This is a genomic window from Nocardioides sp. Root190 (genome assembly GCF_001428565.1).
GTDB lineage: Bacteria > Actinomycetota > Actinomycetes > Propionibacteriales > Nocardioidaceae > Nocardioides.
The window spans coordinates 156593-174333 of sequence record NZ_LMIA01000013.1 but is presented as its reverse complement, the minus strand read 5'-3'; the positions used below and the strand labels follow the sequence as shown (position 1 = coordinate 174333).

Annotated in this window: 19 protein-coding genes; 6 read left to right on the top strand and 13 right to left on the bottom strand. The window is 68.1% G+C overall.

Annotation, left to right across the window (positions count from 1 at the left end):
* Positions 1 to 85: 85 nt before the first annotated feature.
* From ASE01_RS24865 to ASE01_RS21430, 4 genes are all read right to left on the bottom strand, one after another.
* Positions 86 to 751, bottom strand: a complete 666-nt coding sequence (locus ASE01_RS24865; RefSeq protein ID WP_162260329.1) for a DUF3152 domain-containing protein — start codon at positions 749 to 751, stop codon at positions 86 to 88.
* Positions 752 to 1028: 277 nt separating this feature from the next.
* Complete coding sequence (locus ASE01_RS21440) at positions 1029 to 1610, bottom strand: class I SAM-dependent methyltransferase (RefSeq protein WP_235536142.1); 582 nt, start codon at positions 1608 to 1610, stop codon at positions 1029 to 1031.
* A 78-nt stretch (positions 1611 to 1688) separates the two neighbouring features.
* Positions 1689 to 2315, bottom strand: a complete 627-nt coding sequence (locus tag ASE01_RS21435; RefSeq protein WP_321164156.1) for a DUF305 domain-containing protein — start codon at positions 2313 to 2315, stop codon at positions 1689 to 1691.
* A gap of 69 nt (positions 2316 to 2384) precedes the next feature.
* Complete coding sequence (locus ASE01_RS21430) at positions 2385 to 2573, bottom strand: hypothetical protein (protein ID WP_056757512.1); 189 nt, start codon at positions 2571 to 2573, stop codon at positions 2385 to 2387.
* Positions 2574 to 2951: 378 nt separating this feature from the next.
* Between ASE01_RS21430 and ASE01_RS21425 the strand changes: the two genes are divergently transcribed.
* Together ASE01_RS21425 and ASE01_RS21420 are read left to right on the top strand one after the other, a co-directional pair.
* Positions 2952 to 3680 (top strand): response regulator transcription factor, encoded by a 729-nt coding sequence (locus tag ASE01_RS21425; protein WP_056757509.1) that lies wholly within the window; start codon positions 2952 to 2954, stop codon positions 3678 to 3680.
* Positions 3677 to 4780 carry a sensor histidine kinase gene (locus ASE01_RS21420; protein WP_200958947.1) on the top strand — a complete coding sequence of 368 codons (1104 nt, stop codon included), beginning with the start codon at positions 3677 to 3679 and terminating at the stop codon, positions 4778 to 4780. Before ASE01_RS21425 ends, ASE01_RS21420 begins: the two co-directional genes overlap by 4 nt.
* Before the next feature lie 300 nt (positions 4781 to 5080).
* On the opposite strand, the gene ASE01_RS21415 is transcribed toward ASE01_RS21420, so the two are convergent.
* From ASE01_RS21415 to ASE01_RS21405, 3 genes are all read right to left on the bottom strand, one after another.
* Entirely contained in the window at positions 5081 to 5539 is a 459-nt protein-coding gene (locus ASE01_RS21415) for a DUF2752 domain-containing protein (protein ID WP_056757506.1), read from the bottom strand.
* Positions 5540 to 5672: 133 nt separating this feature from the next.
* Complete coding sequence (locus ASE01_RS21410) at positions 5673 to 5954, bottom strand: cation transporter (protein ID WP_200958945.1); 282 nt, start codon at positions 5952 to 5954, stop codon at positions 5673 to 5675.
* 19 nt (positions 5955 to 5973) lie between these two features.
* Positions 5974 to 7056 carry a sulfite exporter TauE/SafE family protein gene (locus tag ASE01_RS21405; protein ID WP_056757503.1) on the bottom strand — a complete coding sequence of 361 codons (1083 nt, stop codon included), beginning with the start codon at positions 7054 to 7056 and terminating at the stop codon, positions 5974 to 5976.
* Between the two features lie 107 nt (positions 7057 to 7163).
* Between ASE01_RS21405 and ASE01_RS21400 the strand changes: the two genes are divergently transcribed.
* Together ASE01_RS21400 and ASE01_RS21395 are read left to right on the top strand one after the other, a co-directional pair.
* Positions 7164 to 7925, top strand: coding sequence for an HAD-IC family P-type ATPase (locus ASE01_RS21400; RefSeq protein WP_082606293.1), 762 nt, complete (start codon positions 7164 to 7166; stop codon positions 7923 to 7925).
* Positions 7922 to 9922: a copper resistance CopC/CopD family protein gene (locus ASE01_RS21395; protein ID WP_082606292.1), complete on the top strand. Its 2001-nt coding sequence runs from the start codon at positions 7922 to 7924 to the stop codon at positions 9920 to 9922. Before ASE01_RS21400 ends, ASE01_RS21395 begins: the two co-directional genes overlap by 4 nt.
* A gap of 190 nt (positions 9923 to 10112) precedes the next feature.
* On the opposite strand, the gene ASE01_RS25620 is transcribed toward ASE01_RS21395, so the two are convergent.
* The 6 genes from ASE01_RS25620 to ASE01_RS21365 all read right to left on the bottom strand — a co-directional run bounded on the left by ASE01_RS25620 (position 10113) and on the right by ASE01_RS21365 (position 15758).
* Positions 10113 to 10796 (bottom strand): M56 family metallopeptidase, encoded by a 684-nt coding sequence (locus ASE01_RS25620; RefSeq protein WP_414858545.1) that lies wholly within the window; start codon positions 10794 to 10796, stop codon positions 10113 to 10115.
* A gap of 254 nt (positions 10797 to 11050) precedes the next feature.
* Positions 11051 to 11419, bottom strand: coding sequence for a BlaI/MecI/CopY family transcriptional regulator (locus ASE01_RS21385; protein ID WP_056757489.1), 369 nt, complete (start codon positions 11417 to 11419; stop codon positions 11051 to 11053).
* Between the two features lie 428 nt (positions 11420 to 11847).
* Positions 11848 to 14184, bottom strand: a complete 2337-nt coding sequence (locus tag ASE01_RS21380; RefSeq protein ID WP_056757487.1) for a heavy metal translocating P-type ATPase — start codon at positions 14182 to 14184, stop codon at positions 11848 to 11850.
* Between the two features lie 27 nt (positions 14185 to 14211).
* Positions 14212 to 15198, bottom strand: a complete 987-nt coding sequence (locus ASE01_RS21375; protein WP_056757485.1) for a hypothetical protein — start codon at positions 15196 to 15198, stop codon at positions 14212 to 14214.
* A complete protein-coding gene (locus tag ASE01_RS21370) occupies positions 15195 to 15413 on the bottom strand; it encodes a heavy-metal-associated domain-containing protein (protein WP_056757482.1) in 219 nt (72 codons plus the stop codon). The genes ASE01_RS21375 and ASE01_RS21370 overlap by 4 nt, the downstream gene beginning before the upstream one ends.
* A 42-nt stretch (positions 15414 to 15455) precedes the next feature.
* Positions 15456 to 15758, bottom strand: coding sequence for a metal-sensitive transcriptional regulator (locus ASE01_RS21365; RefSeq protein ID WP_200958973.1), 303 nt, complete (start codon positions 15756 to 15758; stop codon positions 15456 to 15458).
* Positions 15759 to 15916: 158 nt separating this feature from the next.
* On the opposite strand from ASE01_RS21365, the gene ASE01_RS21360 reads away from it, so the two are divergent.
* Together ASE01_RS21360 and ASE01_RS21355 are read left to right on the top strand one after the other, a co-directional pair.
* Positions 15917 to 17359, top strand: coding sequence for a DHA2 family efflux MFS transporter permease subunit (locus tag ASE01_RS21360; RefSeq protein WP_056757477.1), 1443 nt, complete (start codon positions 15917 to 15919; stop codon positions 17357 to 17359).
* Between the two features lie 87 nt (positions 17360 to 17446).
* A complete protein-coding gene (locus ASE01_RS21355) occupies positions 17447 to 17650 on the top strand; it encodes a heavy-metal-associated domain-containing protein (RefSeq protein ID WP_056757474.1) in 204 nt (67 codons plus the stop codon).
* The last annotated feature ends 91 nt before the right edge of the window (positions 17651 to 17741 follow it).

The window sequence follows — 17741 nt, the reverse complement described above, 5'->3', positions numbered from 1 at the left end:
ACGACAGGCTGTAGGTCTTGGAGATCCATGCGCCGAATCCGGACGCCTGTGGGTGAGATCGACGGAGATGTCCTCTGAATCGCTCTCAGCGCGCCCCTCCTGTGGCCGGCCAGGGATTGGGGGTGCAGCCATCGAGGCCCTTGGTCTGCTGCAGCATGGCGGGCGCGATCGCCCCTGGGCCCGGACAGGAGGCGTGGTCGAAGCCGAGGGCGTGTCCGACCTCGTGGTTGATCAGGTAGCGCCGGTAGTTGGCGAGGTTTCTCTCATAGCCGCCGGCGCCGTTCGCCCAGCGCCACGCGTTGAGGACCACGTTCTCGCCGTTGCGGCAGGACAGGCGGCCGCCGGTGTCGAGGGGCGCACACAGTCGGTCGGCTGTCTCGGGGGTCGCGATCCGGATCCGGATCATCGGGTTCGCGGAGACCCGGCGCAGTGCGCGTCCCGCGACGGCGGTCCAGCCGCGACGGTCCGCGAGCGTCTCGTCGACCAGGCGGGCCACCTCTACCAGGGGCAGGTCCAGGTCGCTCTCGATCTCCACGGAGTAGGTCACCAGGTTGCCGCGGCCGGAGGTGACTGAGGCACCTGGCGCGACGGCGAATCTGCCGGAGCCCCGCTCCGGGACGATGAGTTTGGCCGCGCCATCACCGGCCGGGGGCACGTTTTGGTTGAGTTCGTTGCTCGACCCTCGACTTGCGTCGGTCTCGATGTCCGCAGCCTGCGCGGCGGCAACGTCCGTCGAGTGTGCCGTGGGCATCGGTGAAGGCAGGCGGGACGCCCCGTCGGTTGCGTGCTGCCGGGCGCCGGGCTCCTGATTCCGGGGGGCGGCGACCACGCCGCCGATGGACGCCACTGCCGCTATACCGATCGCGACACCGACTGCGACGGCCCGGGTGCGACGGCGTTGCTTGCGTCGGCGCCCCGGTCGGGCGGCCCGGTGTTGTCCACGAGGCGGCGGGGGCTCGCGGTGGGCTCGATGTTCGCCGGACTCAGCGACCCGGCGACCGGGCGGTGCGCCCCGGTGTTCGGTCCTTCTAGGCATCGATCGCCTTCGTTGCCCGGAACCGCATGACCTGCCCGCCGAGGGTGGGGGACACGGTGATCTCCTCGAACCCGACCGCGGCGAGTCCATCCGCGAGGTCGTCGCGCCGCAGCAACCGGTGGGGAGATCGGTCAAGGCGGTGAATCCATCGGGCTGTGGGAGTGTCGGTGAGGTCGTAGCCGAGAAGCTGGCCCCCTGGGCGCAGGACCCTCCTGGTCTCGGCGAGCGCCGTCTTCCATTCGATGACGTGATGGAGCATCAGGTAGGAGGTGACGTAGTCGAACGAGGCGTCCTCGAACGTCATGGCCGTCACGTCCGCCTGCTGCACCGTCACTCCGCGAAGGGTCAATCGGCGCCGTGCCGCGTCGACCATTGCGGGATCCAGGTCGGTGACGGTCAGCCGTAGGTCGGGAAACCTGCGTGCTACTCCGTCGGCCATTGCACCGGCACCACCACCGAGCTCGAGGACGTCCCCGCTCAGAGGGCGCCGTTCGAGCGCCCACGGAAGGACGACGTGTCGCGCGAAGCTCCCCCACGCGGCGCTGCGGCAGAAGGCGCGTTCGACTGCGGACATGACGGGCACGGTGCGAATCTCCTGGCCGGTTGGATCCGAGCTGATGGCGCTCGGCGGGAGGCGCGGACGTAGTTGCTGCTACTTGAGCAGGTCCCGCATCGTCGCGATCTCCTTATTCTGCGCCGTCTCGATCTCCTCAGCGAGGGCGATCGCATCGGGGAACTGGCCATCGGTCTGCTCGGCTTGCGCCATCTCGACTGCACCTTCGTGGTGCTCGATCATCATGGTCAGGAACATCTGGTCGAACTCGGCGCCCGAGAGGCCCTCCAGCTCGGTCATCTCGTCGGCGGTCATCATGCCGGGCATCGATTCGGGCATCGATTCGGACATGTCGTGGCCGCCGTGCTCACTTCCCGGCACCGGCTCGCCCCAGCTCTCCAGCCAACCCGTCATCGTCTGGATCTCGGGGTCCTGGGCGGCTTTGATGTCGGCGGCGAGCTTTTTCACCTCTGGGCTCTGCGCGCGGGTCTCGGCAAGGGCTGCCATCTCGACCGCCTGCTGATGGTGGGGGATCATGCCCGTCGCAAACTCGACGTCTGCGTCGTTGAACTCCGCCGTGGAGTCGCCGGCCGAGGAGTCGCCACGCGAAGGCGTGTCCGTCCCCGTCATCGATTCGTGGTCGTTGCCCTCGTCGCCGCACGCCGCCAGTGCGGGTACCGCAGCAACCAGCAGCGCCAAGGTGGCCCAACTCTTCCGTCGCATCATCTCTCCTCAGGTCTCCTTGCAGGGTTGCCAGGCGCATCACGATGTGAGCCCGGCGCCAACCGTCAGCGGTCAGTGGTTCTCGATGCGGTTCGTCACGAACATCACCCCAGCCATCACCGTGACAGCGAACAGCGCCGCGAACACCTCACCCGGCAGCTCAGCCCAGGTCAGGAGCGCCGCGACGACCAGCACAGCCACCAGGCAGGCCCAGAGTGCGGCGCGATGGTGTCGTCGAACCGCGGCGTCCTCGTGGCTCACTTCCCACCTCCGTCGGTTCATCGTTGCCCTAGTGGCCGGTCGTGTACGTCCGCCTATCGCGGCGGTACTGCTCGTCGGTGATCTCACCCCGGCGGAGCCGCTCGCTCAGGACCTCTAACGCATTTGGTGGTTCCGACGTTCGTCGCGGGGTCGTGAGCCACCGGGCAGCAACCCAGACCGCGCACCACAGGGACGCCAATCCCAGACTGACCCACAGCCACATCACGCGAACTCCTCGCTCACCTCACGAACCCTGACGGCTCCGGATTGGGATTCGGCACCGAAACCATGAAGGTTTGACGAAGATCCCCGCGCCCCGGCGTCATGGAAGGCTCGGACGGCAGGCCGGGTCATCACAGACGAGGGAGACTGTTGATCATGCTGTCAGTCGAGTCGCCGCCATCTGGACCCATCCTGGTCGTGGAGGACGAGCGCGCCCTGGCGCAGATCGTCGCCGACTACCTGGCCCGGGCGGGGTTCGAGGCGGTCCAGGTCCACACCGGTCCGGACGGCGTGTCCACTGCACGTGATCTGAACCCGGACCTCGTCATCCTCGATCTCGGGTTGCCGGGCCAAGACGGCGTGGAGGTGTGCCGCGAGATCCGCACCTTCTCCGACTGCTACGTCTTGATGGTGACCGCTCGAGACGACGAGGTCGACAAGCTGATCGGCCTGGGCGTCGGCGCCGACGACTACCTGACGAAGCCGTTCTCGCCGCGCGAGCTGGTGGCGCGCGTCCAGGCCGCACTGCGTCGACCGCGGGCGAGCAAGATGGTCCGGGCCCCGTCAGTCGATGGCCTGCTGCTCTTCGACGGGTTGTCGGTCGACGTGGCCGCCCGTGAGGTGCTCCTCGGGTCTGAGCCGGTTGCGTTGACACGCACGGAGTTCGACATTCTGGTTGCCCTCGCCCAGAAGCCCAGGCGCGCCTTCAGCAGACGCCAACTGGTCGACGCCGTGTGGGGCGAGGACTGGGTGGGGGACCTGCACATCGTCGACGTGCACATCGCGCACACTCGCCGCAAGCTCCAGGACGAAGCGGCGGCTCCGCAGTTCATCGACACGGTCCGCGGCGTCGGCTACCGATTCATCGGCGGGGCTCCGCAGTGATCCCGAACTGGTCGATCGGCACTCGCCTTCTTCTCGCCCAAGCGCTGGTCCTCGTCGCAGCGATCGCGACCGCAGGCGCCATCGCCGCATTGGTTGGCCCATCACTGTTCCACGCCCATCTGCTCCAAGCCGAGCATGACGCCACCCCCTCCGAGGTCCACCACGTTGAGGAGGCCTACCAGACCGCGAGCGTCCTCTCCCTCGGCGTCGCTATGGCGTCTGCAACCCTCATCGCACTTCTCGTGTCCTGGTACCTCACACGTCGCTTCCAGGCCCCGCTGACAGCACTCACCCAAGCGGCGTCGGCCGTGTCGGACGGCCAGTACGAGGCCCGAGTTCCCGTGGGCGGTGCCGGACCGGAGATGGACTCACTCGCGACCGCGTTCAACACGATGGCCTTCCAACTGGCCCAGACCGAGGACACCCGGCGACGACTCCTCTCCGACCTCGCGCACGAGCTGCGCACACCGGTCGCGACGTTGAGCGCCTACCTGGAGGGTCTTGAGGACGGCATCACCCCGTGGACCGAGGGCACCCGGACGGTCTTGGTCGACCAGGTCGAGCGGCTCTCGCGGTTGGCGAACGACATCGACTCTGTCTCACGCGCCGAGGAAGGACGGATTCACCTCGAGCTCGCGTCCGAGCCGCTGGAGGACCTCGTGAAAGGTGCCGTCCGCAGCCACCTCGACGCCTACGCCATCAAGGGAGTGCAACTGGTTGCGGAACCCGGCTCGAACACCGTCATCACCATCGACCGTCCGCGGATGCTCCAAGTGCTAACCAACCTTCTCGACAACGCCCTTCGGCACACACCCCCTGGCGGCGCGGTGATGATCCGCCGACGGCAGGCCGCTGACGGGGCCGTGGAAGTCTCAGTTGCCGACACCGGCGACGGGATTCCGGAGGGACAGTTGCCGCACCTATTCGAACGGTTCTACCGCGGCGACACAGCCCGAGACCGCGAGCACCAAGGATCAGGCATCGGTTTGACCGTGTCGCAAGCCATCGTCGAGGCGCACGGAGGCCGCCTCACGGCGCATAGCGCCGGCGAAGGGCGCGGGGCTGTGTTCACGATCAGGTTCACACGCGCGGCCCAGTGACCGTACAGGACAGCAGACGCGTCATACCATGCGACAGGTTGCCAACCTGGCCGGAGGAAACTCTGATGGGGAAGTGAGCCAGGAGCGGTCGGCCTGGTCGGCCTGGTCGCGCGGATCAAGGCACGGAAACTAGTCTGACCGCAGACCTTCGTTGGTGTCGATCGCGACCGGAGGTTCGTGTTCGCGCTCGGTGAGCACGTGGCAGGAGTTCGGCGATGCGGCGGTCGGGCATTGACGCCAAGTTCGGCGATACCCGGGAAACCGAGCCGGCCGTGGTGGGCGATCGTCCGGGCAAAGAACTCAGACGAGCGTGAAGGTGCCGGCCATGAGCAGCTCGGCCCGACCTTGTTGCCTAATCTCAAGTGCGATCACGAGCAGCGCGGCGATGGTGACCGCAACCCAGCGGCCGCGCCTGGTCCAGGTGATGTCGAGCGTGATCCAGTGGCGGGTGAGTACACCGACGCCCGCCCGAAGAGCCAGCAGTCCGACCGCGATGACGGTCACGATGCCGAGCGGGTTGTACTTCCAGGCCAGATCCCATTCGCCCAGTGCGGTGTAGCGGGCGGCGCGGGTCCCTCCGCAGAGCGGATCCATGATCCCGAACCAGTGGAGCGGCCCATGGAGGTCGAACTGTGGCAGGCCGAGAGCGGCCATGCCGGCCGCGACCGCGAGCAGCCCGATCGAAGCTAGGGTGATCCACCGGTAGCGGTCCTGGGAATCGACGGTGAGCCCGACGTGGGCATGGGTCGTCACGGTCATAGACACGTCCGGGTCCCCAGGAGGGCGGCTGCGATCCCCAACGCGAAGAGCCCGAGGATCAGGTACATCCACCACGGCCAAGGCTCCTGCTGGTCATGATCGTGTGTGTCCGGTGCGGTCGGGGTCGGTTCGCTCATCCCGTCGCACGACGCAACCAGGAACGGCGCGCGGTGCGGGGGGCATCGGTGGCGGGGGCTGCCTGGTAGCCGGCGCCGATGATGGCAGCGGCGATCTGGGCAGGATTGCACCGGGAGATGTCGAAGGTGACGGTGGTGACCTTCTTCTTCATCGAAGTGTTGGAGGACGTTACCCCCTCGAGGTCCTCGACGTTCTCGTCGATGAGGATGCTGCAACTGCTGCAGTGCATGCCGGTCACCTTCCAGGTCATGGTCTGCTGGGTCTGGGTGGTGTCCACCGGTGGTCCTCTCGTGGGTTCAGTTGATGGTGATGGTGCCGGAGTACATGCCCATGGCGCAGGAGTAGTCGATGCGGCCGGCTTCGGGAGTGCTGAGGTCGATCTTGGTGTCGCCGTTTTCAGGCAGCACAGTCTGGACGCCGAGTGAGGGGATGACCAGTGCAGCGACGCAACCGCGGGCGTTATCGGAGCGGAAGACCAGTGTGGTCGGGACCCCGGCCTTGATGGCGAGGTTGTCCGGCGAGTATCTGCCCGGTGTCACGGTGATGACGCCGGTCTGTTGGCCGGCGGCCACCGAGACGGTCGAGGAGTCGGGTACGGCCGGCTGACCGATGCCGAGCGTGGCCGTGAGGTTCTTCGCGGCGAACGGCGAGTCCATCAGGGTGAGACCGCCATTGAGGGCGTAGAGGCCGGAGGCGAGTACGACGATGCCGGTCGCCGCGGCGAGTCTGCCCTTCCATGCGGTGGCGGCCTTGTTCGCGGCGTACCCGATCAGGGTGAACAGGGGAGCGCTGCCCACGACGAAGACGGCCATGGTCGCGGCTCCTGCCCACACTGACCCGGAGGTCATCGCGAGCGCCATCACCGAGAGGGTGATCCCGCAGGGGACGAGAATGGCCGCGAAGCCGAGGATCGACGGGGCGATGGCAGAGCTCGAGCGGGCCCGGCCGCGCAGGAATCGGATCCAGTACTCCGGTGGAGTCAGGGTGAAGCCTCGGAAGCCGCGGACTCCGAGCTGGGCCAGACCAAACGCGATGATGAGGAGCCCGGCGGCGACCTGGACGAGGGCACGGGTGTGCGGCGACAACGCGATCAGGGTCCCGAGTGCGCCGAGCAAACCGCCGACCAGGGTGTGCGACACGAGCTTTCCGGCCAGAAACCCACCAACGGGTGCCAGGTCGTCACCCAACTGGGTGCGCCAAGCGGACCTCGGAGCGACTGCGGTGGTCAATGACTTGCCGTTGGTCCTGGCCCTCGAACCCGACGTGGCTGCAGTTGCCTTCTGACGGGTCACCAGTCCGGCGAGCAGCCCGCCCTGGACGGCGGCGCAGGAGACGCCGCCGGCGAGCAAGCCGGTGAGGAACACTGCCAGGAGGTTCATGCGGGTGTCCGATCTGAGGTCTTTGGCCCGACGGTTGCGCCAAGCATTAATACTATGTCAGATAGTATTAATGCCTCGGGTCAAGCCCGCTACGAGAGAGCAACTCCATGAGCGCCTCCACATCCGTCGAGGAGTCCGGAGCAGAACCGTCTGGACCATCGTCGAGCACGGTCGACCTTGCGATCACCGAAATGACGTGCACCTCTTGCGTGAACCGCTTCGAGCGTAGCCTGAACAGGGTTCCTGGCGTGCTGGCCACGGTGAACTTCGCGACTGCGAGTGCCCGTGTCTCCTTTCCGGCCGACCTGTCGTCATCGGATCTGGTGGAGAGCGCGGAGGCGACTGGGTACGGCGCGACCTTGCCGGCGGCCGAAGGAGCTGGCGGTTCCGGAGACGGCGCCGTCCGGGCCGGGTTCGTGGTTGCCGACACCGTCAAGCCGACCAGTGCCGAGGCCGTAGCCGCGTTGCGGATACTGGGTCTGGCCCCGGTTCTTCTCACCGGCGACAATGAGGCCGCGGCGCGACATGTCGCGGCCCGGGTCGGCATCGACGAGGTCATCGCCGAGGTGCACCCGGAGGATAAGGTCGCCCACGTGAAGCGCCTGCAGGCGGAGGGCAAGGTCGTCGCGATGGCCGGTAATGGGGTGAACGACGCTGCTGCGCTGTCGCAGGCCGATCTGGGCCTGGCGATGGGTACCGGCACCGACGCGGTGATCGCCGCCGCGGACCTGACTCTGGTCGAGGGCGATCTGCGCGGTGCGGTCGATGCGATCAACCCGCTGATTGCTGGTGCGGCGATGGCCAGCGCGTCGGTGTTCGTGGTCAGCCTGGGCCTGCGCCGGTTCCAGCCGAGCAGCTTCACCGGGTGAACCGGCATTCCGGACGCAGGGCCGGCGTCCGGCTGGGAGCGATCCTGCTCGCAGCGGTCGTTCTGCTGGTCGCGGCACCTGGACCAGCCAGCGCACACGCAACCCTGCTCTTCACCACCCCCACGGTCGACGGTGCAGTGCCGACCTCGCCCGCGGAGATCCAGTTCGTCTTCGACCAGCCTGTCGTTCCCGCCTCGTCGACGATCACGGTCACCGGCCCCGACGCCAACGAGGTGCCGCTGGGTGAGGTCGCCTCCGGCCATGGTGGCCAGACCGTCACAGCACCGGTCGGCGAAACCCTGAAGACGGGGGAGTACGTCGTCGAGTGGTTCGTGACGGCAGCCGACGGCGACACGATGACCGGCGAGTTCCACTTCGCCGTCGGATCCACCGCCGGGCTCAGCCTCACCCCCGCCTCCTCCGAGACTGGTGCGGCGCCGACCCTTGTTGCGCTGCGCTGGCTGCTGTTCGCCGGTCTGGCGCTCCTACTGGGAGGTGCTGTCGGTGCCCGGTTGGCACGGCGTACCGCCGCTCCCGGGACGGGCCAGGACGACCAGCCGCAAGCCTGGCTGACCGGTGGGGCGTTGGTCGCCCTGATTGCGGCTGTCGGCCTCGTCCTCAATCAGATCGGCGGAGGTTCGATCGTCCGTGGTTTGAGCGGCGAGTCCTGGTCCCCGCTCCTCGACTCGCCACCGGGTAGGATCGCCGGCCTTGAGGTGGGGCTCCTAGTGCTCGTCCTGTTGGCGCTGCGGCTGCCAACCCGCTGGGCCACCCAGGTCGTGCTCCTTCTGGCCTGCGGGGTGACCGCGGCCGAGGGCTTCCGCGCGCATCCTCAGGCTGACCTGGCGGGCTGGGGAGCCATCCTCGTCGCCGTGCACCTGCTCGCCGCCGCCGTCTGGATCGGTGCCCTCGTGCACGTGGTGCGGGCTGCCATGTGGCGGCGCAGGCGAGGACTCGACGCGCGCCCGCTGGTCGCGGCGTACGCCCGAATGGCGATCTGGCTGGTGGTAATCGTGGTGACCGCAGGATCGCTGGCCGGGCTCAGGCTCGTCGCCCCCAGCGAGGTGCTTGAGGTCTTCCGCAGTACGACGTATGACCGCTGGATGATCTTCAAGCTCACGCTCGTTCTGATGGCATTGGGGCTCGCCATGGTGGCCCGCCGGCGCCTGCGCCACCGCCCCCAGCCCTCCGCCGCGGCCAGGCTAGAGGTGTCGGTACTGCTGGTGGTGCTGCTCGCCTCGGCCGGCCTCACCGCATCAGCACCCCCCAACCTCGGAGAAGGCGCTCTCCCGTTCCCACCACCGGCGGTCGGGCAAGTAGTAGCGGTCGGCGGCCGTGCTGGATGGGTCGGCATCGGCGCCACGGCCAGCCAGGGGCAACTCGTGGTTCGGCTGACCACTCCGCGCATGGACTCGACGACCGAGGCACAAAGCGAAACCTCCTACAGACTCTCGGCCAACCTCACACTGCCCGGCGCCGGCCGGTCTGCGGTCCTGCGCTTTCGTCGCTGCGGCGTTGGCTGCTTCGTCGCACCGGTGGAATGGGCGCCCGGCACGAACACATTAACTCTGGATACCGGGTCAGAACGGTTCGCGGGTGGGAAGGTCGCGCTGACCCTCCCATGGCCGGCCGACTCCCACCCACGACTCCTCCGCTCAGCGCGCAACGCCATGCTGGCCGTGCCGCGAGTAGACGTTCATGAGCGCGTCACCAGCAACACCAACGCAGGACTCGGCGACCCTGCGGAGTTCAACATGACTGGTCCGGACTACGTGACCGTCGGACCCTACGGATCTGGAGTGGCGCCCATCGTCATCGTCATCGACCGGACAGCCGGCGAGACCACCCTGGCGCTCGCATATCCAGCCGAGGGCACCTATGTCCGCCTCACCCTCGACGACCACGACCGGATCGTCCGCGAGGTCCTCGCCGCTCCGCACCACCTCGTCACCAGAACCCTGATCTACCCCGAGGCAGCCGAACCGCACGAGCACTGACTACCTGTTCTGCCGGGGTCCCATGCGCCGTCATGCTGGTGGTGCCTCGATTGGATTCTCTTCGATGAACCGCAAAACGACGAGACTGACTCGGCGAGCGGCAGCGATATCGCCCCGGCCATCCAGGAGATCGACGCGGTATGCGGATCCATCGCCGATCCCATCCAGCCGGACAGTCCCGGGTGACCGATCAAGATGTCATTCCGAGCCGACACCCTGCCGTGACCGCAGAGGCGAACGTAGCCATCGGCGCGACCAGCAGGATCACGCCCACGGCTACTGCCGCCGTACGACGCACGCGGCCGGAGGGCGTGGGCTGCAAGAGACGCCGAACCCGGCGAGAGATCGCCGAACCCCCTACCCCCATTGAGGATGCAGGCGCCGTCACATCCGCCATGCGTAACAGCGCGAAGGCCAGGACTCGGCGGCTCGACGCGCGCGACGCCACATCGTCGGCCGCCATCTCCACCAGCCCAGGGAGCGCGGCCGCCGCCGCTGTGAACAGCGGCACGAATGGGAACGCCTCGCGCAGCGACTGGGCCGCCCAGACGACAACGTCATGATGTCCCTGCAGATGGGCACGTTCGTGAGCCAGGACCGTCTGCACCTCAGGTGGTGAAAGCCGAGAAAGGGCTCCGGTCGACAACACCACGGTGCCGCCCCGTCGCCCGGGCAGACAGAACGCAGTCGCCTCCGGACGATCGATCACGACCGTGCCCGGCCACGCCGGGTCGCATCGCGCCACAACGGCCAACCCTCGCCGCAGGCGGCTCCGCTCTCGCCTGATGGCCCGCGCTGCCCGGCCAGCGCAGTAGGCGATACGGAGGCTGACTGCCGCGGCAGCAAACACTCCAGCCGAGCCCACTAAGATCATCGGCGAGTCCACGTCGCCCTGCGCCACAAGGTCGAAGCATGTCCGGACGAGGACGGCGGGAGTGTGGTTGCTCCACAGAGTCAGGCACAAAGAGCCGGCCCCCGTCGCGAACGACAGTATCGCCGACACGGTCGCTAGCTGCCACGAGAGAATGCCGATCCGTGGGGAGGACTCCATAACGGTGAGACTCCTCAGCAGGCGCGGTGAGATGACTCCCACCGCAGCAGCGAACGCAAGCAGTAGCGCCGACCCGATCACGGGCGACTCTGCTCGTCGAGACCGGCGACCAGCGACCGCAACTCAGCTAACGCATCAGGAGAGATCCTCTCCACGAAGTGGACCAGAGTCGCGGACCGATCACTGCTCGATGCCAGGACCTCCTCCATCAGCTCCGCTTCGTACTGCTCGCGCGGCCTGGTCGCCCGATACAGAAACGTCCGGCCGCTACGCTCGCGAGCTAGAAAGCCCTTGGAGTGCAGGTTGTCCATGACGGTCATCACCGTCGTGTAGGCGATCGCACGGTCACGCCGCAATGTCTCAAGCACGTCGTGCACGATCTGCGGCTCGCCCGCCGACCAAACGATTGTCATGACGGTGGCCTCGAGTTGCCCGAGTCCCTGCATCGTCCCTCCTTGATGGCCGCTACGTCCATCGCGTCCAATCCTATCTTGCATAGTATTTGGATCACCATGTGCGGGACTGTCGGAAATTCTGTGTAGGTGGGCATCGGCCCAGTGGACCTGAAGGCGGTTAGGTTTCGCCGAACGCCGTCGAGATCAGACTCGGTTCCAACTGACACGCTCACTGTTTCGATCGTGTCCGGCCGTGCCGGTCAGCTACACGTGCACTCAAAGCCCGGCCAGTAGGTCGAGTTCACGTTGGGTCGACGCGAACAGGGTCTTCTCGTCAGCGCTCCTGCCGAGGTTGAAGCGAAGATCACGAGAGCGGTGTGCGGTGGTGGGGCCGCCTGTGGTGCGGTGAGTAGTTGGACGACCACCTGTCTGACGGAGCTCCCTTCGAGCGGCTCCATGTATCCGAGGGCGGGAAACGGCTACGAGGCGACCACTGGGGAGTTGAAGGCGTCGGCAGACTGGGCCTTGAACCTGCGCAGGCGCAGGCTGTTGGAGACCACGAAGACCGACGAGAACGCCATCGCGGCACCGGCCAGCATCGGGTTGAGCAGGCCCGCGGCAGCCAGGGGCAGTGCGGCGACGTTGTAGGCGAACGCCCAGAACAGGTTGCCCTTGATGGTCGTCAGGGTCCTGCGGGAGAGCCGGATCGCGTCGACCGCCACCCGCAGGTCCCCACGGACCAGGGTGAGGTCACTGGCCTCGATCGCGACGTCCGTGCCGGTGCCCATGGCCAGACCGAGGTCGGCCTGCGCCAGGGCCGCGGCGTCGTTGACGCCGTCGCCGACCATCGCGACGACCCTGCCCTCGCCCTGGAGCCGCTTGACCACGGCGACCTTGTCCGCAGGCAGGACGTCGGCGAACACGTCGGCCGCATCGATGCCCACCTCGGCTGCCACGGTCCGCGCGACCGCGGCGTTGTCGCCGGTGAGGAGCACCGGTCGCAGGCCGAGTGCGCGCAGTTCGCGGATCGCGGTGGCCGAGGTCGGCTTGACCGCGTCGGCGACCACGACGACTCCGCGCGCCTTGCCGTCCCAGCCGACCGCGACGGCGGTGCCGCCCGTCGACTGGGCGTTCTCGAGCGCCTTCTGCAGCTCGGGGGTGAGGTGTTGGGACCACTCGGCGAGGAGCTGCGGGCGCCCGACGAGCACGGCGTGGCTCGCCCCTTCGTCGGGACCGGTCAGGACTCCCTGGACGCCGAGTCCTTCGACGTTGGTGAAGTCCTCGACCTCGGGGAGCGTGCCGTGCGCGTCCCGGGCGGCGTCGGCGATGGCCCGGGCGATCGGGTGCTCGGAGGCGTCCTCGAGTGCGCCGGCGTACCGCAACACCTCGCCGGCGTCCTCGCCGTCGGCCGCGATCACGTCCCGCAGGGTCATCTTCCCGGTGGTGACGGTGCCGGTCTTGTCGAGCACGACGGTGTCGACGGTGCGGGTGGACTCCAGCACCTCGGGGCCCTTGATCAGGATGCCGAGCTGCGCGCCGCGTCCGGTGCCGACCATGAGGGCGGTCGGTGTGGCCAGGCCGAGGGCACACGGGCAGGCGATGATCAGCACGGCGACGGTCGCGGTGAACGCCGTCCCCAGGCCGTTGCCGGTGCCGAGCCAGAAGCCGAGGGTTCCGGTCGCGAGGAGGATGACGATCGGGACGAAGATGCCGGAGATCCGGTCGGCCAGGCGCTGGACCTGGGCCTTGCCGTTCTGGGCGTCCTCGACCAGCCGCGCCATCTGCGCGAGCTGGGTGTCACCGCCGATGCGCGTCGCCCGCACGACGAGGCGGCCGCCGGCGTTGAGCGTTGCTCCGACCACGGGGTCCCCGGGGCCGACCTCGACCGGCACGGACTCGCCGGTGAGCATCGACGCATCCACCGCGGACGTGCCGCGTTCGATCACGCCGTCGGTGGCGATCTTCTCGCCCGGTCGTACGACGAACAGGTCGCCGACCGCGAGCTGCTCGACCGGCACATTGGTCTCGGTGGTGCCGTCGGGTCCGAGCACCGTGACGTCCTTGGCGCCGAGGGAGAGCAGGGCACGGAGCGCGGCGCCGGCCCGGCGCTTGGACCGCTGCTCGAAGTAGCGGCCGGCGAGGATGAACGTGGTGACGCCCGACGCTGCTTCGAGGTAGATGTTGCCGCTGCCGTCACTGCGCTGGATCGTCAGCTCGAACGGGTGCGTCATCCCCGGGGTGCCGGCCGTGCCCCAGAACAGGGCGGACACCGACCATCCCAGAGCGGCCAGGGTGCCGAGGGAGATGAGCGTGTCCATGGTGGAGGTGCCGTGGCGCAGGTTGGTCCACGCTGCCTTGTGGAACGGCCAGGCGCCCCATGCCACCACCGGCGCGGCCAGGGTCAACGAGAGCCACTGCCAGTTGGTGAACTGCAGCGCTGGGATCATCGCCATGGCGATCACCGGGACGGTCAGGACCGTCGAGATGACGAGTCGCTGGCGCAGGGTGCGGAGCGCGAGGTCCTCTGGCGACTCTTCGCCGGCTCCCGCGCCCGCCCCTGCGGCTGTCTGGGGCGGCTGGGGGAGGCGCGCGCCGTACCCGGCCTGTTCCACGGCTGCGACCAGGGCCTCGGGTGCCACGTCGGGGTCGAAGGTGACCTTCGCCTTTTCGGTGGCGTAGTTGACCGTGGCGGTGACGCCCTCGAGCTTGTTGAGCTTGCGCTCGATCCGGTTGGCGCAGGACGCGCAGGTCATCCCGGTGATCGCCAGCTCGATCGAACCGGCGGCGGGGGTGCCTGACTGACTCTGCGTGGTCATGGTTGTCTCCTGGTGGGCGGCTGCTGGTCAGTGACCGGCATGGCCGCCGGTCTCGGCGGGGGTGTTCGTATCGGATGGGGTGTCGCTCGGGATGGAGTCACCTGCGCTGACGGTGAAGGCCGCGGTGCGAACGACGCCGTTGTGCTGGAAGTCCAGGTAGAGGTGGTAGGCCCCTGCGCTGGGGACGGCGGCGTAGAAGACCACATCGGGACCGGGCTTCGTGGTGCCGTCGTCGGGCTCGCCGTCGGGGTGGACGTGGAGGTAGGCGAGGTCGCCGTCGCGCAGGGCGACGAGGTGGCCGTACGCGCCGAGGTAGGGCTGCAGGTCAGTGACCGGCGTGCCGTCCTTGGTGACGCTCAGGGTGAGCTTCGCGTCGGCTCCTGCCGTCAGGTCTCCTTCGAGGGTGACCTCGTAGTCGTCGACCGAAGCGGTGCGGTTCTCGGGGGCGGGCCCGGCGGGCCGGTAGTCACCGTCGACGGCCAGGTCCGTGCCGAGGGTGAGCGCGTCGGCACCGGTCGCCTTGAAGTCGGCGAAGAGGCGCCACGTACCAGGCGTGAGGTCGAGGTCGATCGACCAGACCCCGGTCTTCTCGTCGAGGACGGGGTGGACGTGCTGGAAGCCGGTGAAGTCGCGTCGTACGGCGATCAGGTGGAGTTGCTTCTCGTGCTCGACGTCGTACGACGTCACCGGGTTGCCGTCCGGTCCGGTGATCGTGAACGCGACCGGCCGGTCCCGACCGGCCGCGGAGCTCGGCTCGGTGAGGGCGAGGGTGTAGCCGTTCTGGGAGACCATGAGTCCTCCGGGGAACTCTTCACCTGTGGATGGGTTCGGCGACTCGTCGCCGTGGCCGCCGTCGTGTTCGCCGGCCTCGGCCTTCTTGCCTTCGTGGGCGGTGTCGTGCGCACCGGTGGGTGCGTCGTCCACGGGCCCGACGGCCCGGCCGACGAGGAGGGCGAGTCCGAAGATCGCGGCGATGGCGGCCAGGAACCCGGTGACCTTGATGGGGGTGCTCATGCGAGTTGGTAGCCGGCTTCCTCGACGGCCGCCCTGACGGCGGCGTCGTCGAGGAGCTCGGCGCTGGTGATGGTGACGGCACCGGTCGGCAGGTCGACCGCGACGTCCTGGACGCCGGGGATCTCCTGGACCTCTTCGGTGACCGAGGCGACGCAGTGGCCGCAGGTCATGCCGGTGACGGTGTAGGTGGCGGTGTGCGGGGCGGTCTGGGTCATGGCTGATTCCTTCCGGGATTCAGGTGGTGCGGGTGGTTGGGTTCAGGAGCGGACGAGGCGGGCGATCGCGTCGGAGGCTTCCTTGAGCTTGATCTGCGCCTCGTCGCCGCCGGCGGCGACGGCATTCACGACGCAGTGCGACATGTGCTCGTCGAGCAGGCCGAGAGCGACGGCTTCGAGCGCCTTCGTCATCGCGGAGATCTGGGTGAGGATGTCGATGCAGTACTTCTCCTCCTCGACCATCCGCTGCAGCCCGCGAGCCTGGCCCTCGATGCGGCGCAGTCGCTTGAGGTAGTCCGCCTTGGTGTTGTTGGCGATGTAGCTGTGCTGGTGGGCCTCGGTCATCGGGCTGTCCTTCTCGGTGAGTGTCTTGGTCATTCTCAGGGTACCCCCCTCCGGTATTTCGTGGTAGCGTCCGCCTTCGTGGAATACAGTACCCCCCTAGGGTATTTACCGCAAGTACGACGTCCGGAACGGCCGGGCACCCTCAAAAGGAGAATCTGATGTCAACCACCACCTCGCCGGGCGTGAATCGCCGCTGGCTAGGGCTCGCGGTCATTGCAGCGGCCCAGTTCATGGTCATCATGGACACCTCGATCATTGGGGTCGCGCTGCCCCGCATGCAGGCCGAGCTCGGCTTCACCCAGGAGAACCTGTCGTGGGTGTTCAACGCCTATGTCGTCGCTCTCGCCGGTCTGCTGCTGCTCGGCGGGAAGCTGTCCGACGTGTTCGGCGCCCGCCGGGTCTTCTCCGCGGGCTGGGTTGTCCTGCTGGGTGGCTCCCTGGTCGCTGGCCTCGCTGGCAATGTCGAGGTCGAGCTGCTCGGCCGTGCTGTCCAGGGCGTCGGGTCGGCGCTGATCGCTCCCTCAGCCCTCACGCTGCTCTTCATGCTCTTCGGTGCCAACCCGAAGGAACTGCCCAAGGCACTTGCCTTGTACGGCGCCGCAGCACCGGCCGGTGGCACCGCCGGGGTCTTCCTCGGCGGCGTGATCACCGAGTACCTGTCCTGGCCGTGGGTGTTCTACATCAACGTCCCGATCGCGCTTCTGGTTCTCGCGATCGTTCCCTCCGTCATGCCCGCCGGTGGTGCCGGGGCCGGCCGGCGGGTGGACCTGCTGGGTGCCCTCATTGTCACTGCTGGTCTGGGTGCCGCGGTGTACGCCGTCGTCCAGGCACCCGAGGTCGGCTGGGACTCGGGCCAGACCGGGGGTGTCCTTGCCGTCGCCGCTGTGCTGCTGGTCGGGTTCGTCATCGGGCAGGCAAAGGGTCGCGATCCGTTGGTGCGTCTCGGGATCTTCCGGGCGCCGAATCTGGCCGCTGCCAACATCGCCCAGCTCCTGCTGGGCGCGGCGTGGATTCCGATGTGGTTCTTCCTGAACCTCTACCTTCAGCAGGTTCTCGGCTACACCGCGTTCCCCAGTGGAGCGGCGCTGTTGCCGATGACGTTGCTGATCATGGTCGGGATGATCGCGATCGCCCCACGGGTGCTGGCGGCCGTTGGGCCCAAGTCGGCCACGGTGGCCGGCCTGGTCCTGCTCTCCGCTGGCCTGGCCTGGCTCGCCCTGATTGATCCTGATGGTTCCTATGCGGTCGATGTCCTCCCGGCCTCGCTCGTCGCGGCGCTCGGCATGTCGCTGGCCTTCATCCCCACCCTGGGCACGGCGATCTCCGCGGCACGGCCCGAGGAGGGCGGCCTGGCCTCGGGCATCGTCAACACCAGCTACCAGGTCGGCTCTGCCCTCGGCCTGGCCGTGATGACGGCGATCGCCGCCGCCAACGGCGCGGACCAGATCGGCGACAAGGCGGCGCTCACCGACGGCTTCTCGGCTGCCTTCATCGGGGCAGCCATCGTCGCCGGCGCCGGTGCACTCGCCACCCTCGCGCTCTTCCGCAGGCCCGCGAGAGCGCAGGTGGGGGCCGAGGACCAGGCCCGGCAGATCGCCTGACGCCACATCCTCCGGCCCGGACCACGGAGCCGGACCACGTCGAGCCCCAACTACGGCTCGTTCCACCACCGAAAGGAACCGTCCTCCATGAGCGACACCAACGAGTACGCCGTCCAGGGCATGACCTGCTCCAGCTGCGCAACCAAGGTCAGCGCCGCTGTCAGCCAGGTCGTCGGCGTGATCGCCACCGACGTCGACCTCGCCACCGGCACCTTGAAGGTCACCGGTCCCGCGGTCGAGGACACCGAGGTCCGCACTGCCATCGCCGACGCCGGCTATCGGGTCGGCTGACCACCGGCCACCCGACCAGGGCAGCGTCGCCGCCGAATGCGGTAGCGACGCTGTCCTGGTTCCCGGCACGATGCCAGCCCGCCTTGTCATC

Excerpts from the sequence above, each read along its gene's own strand:
- ASE01_RS21380 (WP_056757487.1), bottom strand. The coding sequence starts at position 14,184 with ATGACCACGCAGAGTCAGTCAGGCACCCCCGCCGCCGGTTCGATCGAG.
- ASE01_RS21365 (WP_200958973.1), bottom strand. The coding sequence starts at position 15,758 with ATGACCGAGGCCCACCAGCACAGCTACATCGCCAACAACACCAAGGCG.
- ASE01_RS21400 (WP_082606293.1), top strand. The coding sequence starts at position 7,164 with ATGAGCGCCTCCACATCCGTCGAGGAGTCCGGAGCAGAACCGTCTGGA.
- ASE01_RS21360 (WP_056757477.1), top strand. The coding sequence starts at position 15,917 with ATGTCAACCACCACCTCGCCGGGCGTGAATCGCCGCTGGCTAGGGCTC.
- ASE01_RS24865 (WP_162260329.1), bottom strand. The coding sequence starts at position 751 with ATGCCCACGGCACACTCGACGGACGTTGCCGCCGCGCAGGCTGCGGAC.
- ASE01_RS21355 (WP_056757474.1), top strand. The coding sequence starts at position 17,447 with ATGAGCGACACCAACGAGTACGCCGTCCAGGGCATGACCTGCTCCAGC.
- ASE01_RS21425 (WP_056757509.1), top strand. The coding sequence starts at position 2,952 with ATGCTGTCAGTCGAGTCGCCGCCATCTGGACCCATCCTGGTCGTGGAG.
- ASE01_RS21435 (WP_321164156.1), bottom strand. The coding sequence starts at position 2,315 with ATGATGCGACGGAAGAGTTGGGCCACCTTGGCGCTGCTGGTTGCTGCG.
- ASE01_RS21370 (WP_056757482.1), bottom strand. The coding sequence starts at position 15,413 with ATGACCCAGACCGCCCCGCACACCGCCACCTACACCGTCACCGGCATG.
- ASE01_RS21440 (WP_235536142.1), bottom strand. The coding sequence starts at position 1,610 with ATGTCCGCAGTCGAACGCGCCTTCTGCCGCAGCGCCGCGTGGGGGAGC.
- ASE01_RS21375 (WP_056757485.1), bottom strand. The coding sequence starts at position 15,198 with ATGAGCACCCCCATCAAGGTCACCGGGTTCCTGGCCGCCATCGCCGCG.
- ASE01_RS21385 (WP_056757489.1), bottom strand. The coding sequence starts at position 11,419 with ATGCAGGGACTCGGGCAACTCGAGGCCACCGTCATGACAATCGTTTGG.
- ASE01_RS21415 (WP_056757506.1), bottom strand. The coding sequence starts at position 5,539 with ATGACCGTGACGACCCATGCCCACGTCGGGCTCACCGTCGATTCCCAG.
- ASE01_RS21405 (WP_056757503.1), bottom strand. The coding sequence starts at position 7,056 with ATGAACCTCCTGGCAGTGTTCCTCACCGGCTTGCTCGCCGGCGGCGTC.
- ASE01_RS25620 (WP_414858545.1), bottom strand. The coding sequence starts at position 10,796 with ATGATCTTAGTGGGCTCGGCTGGAGTGTTTGCTGCCGCGGCAGTCAGC.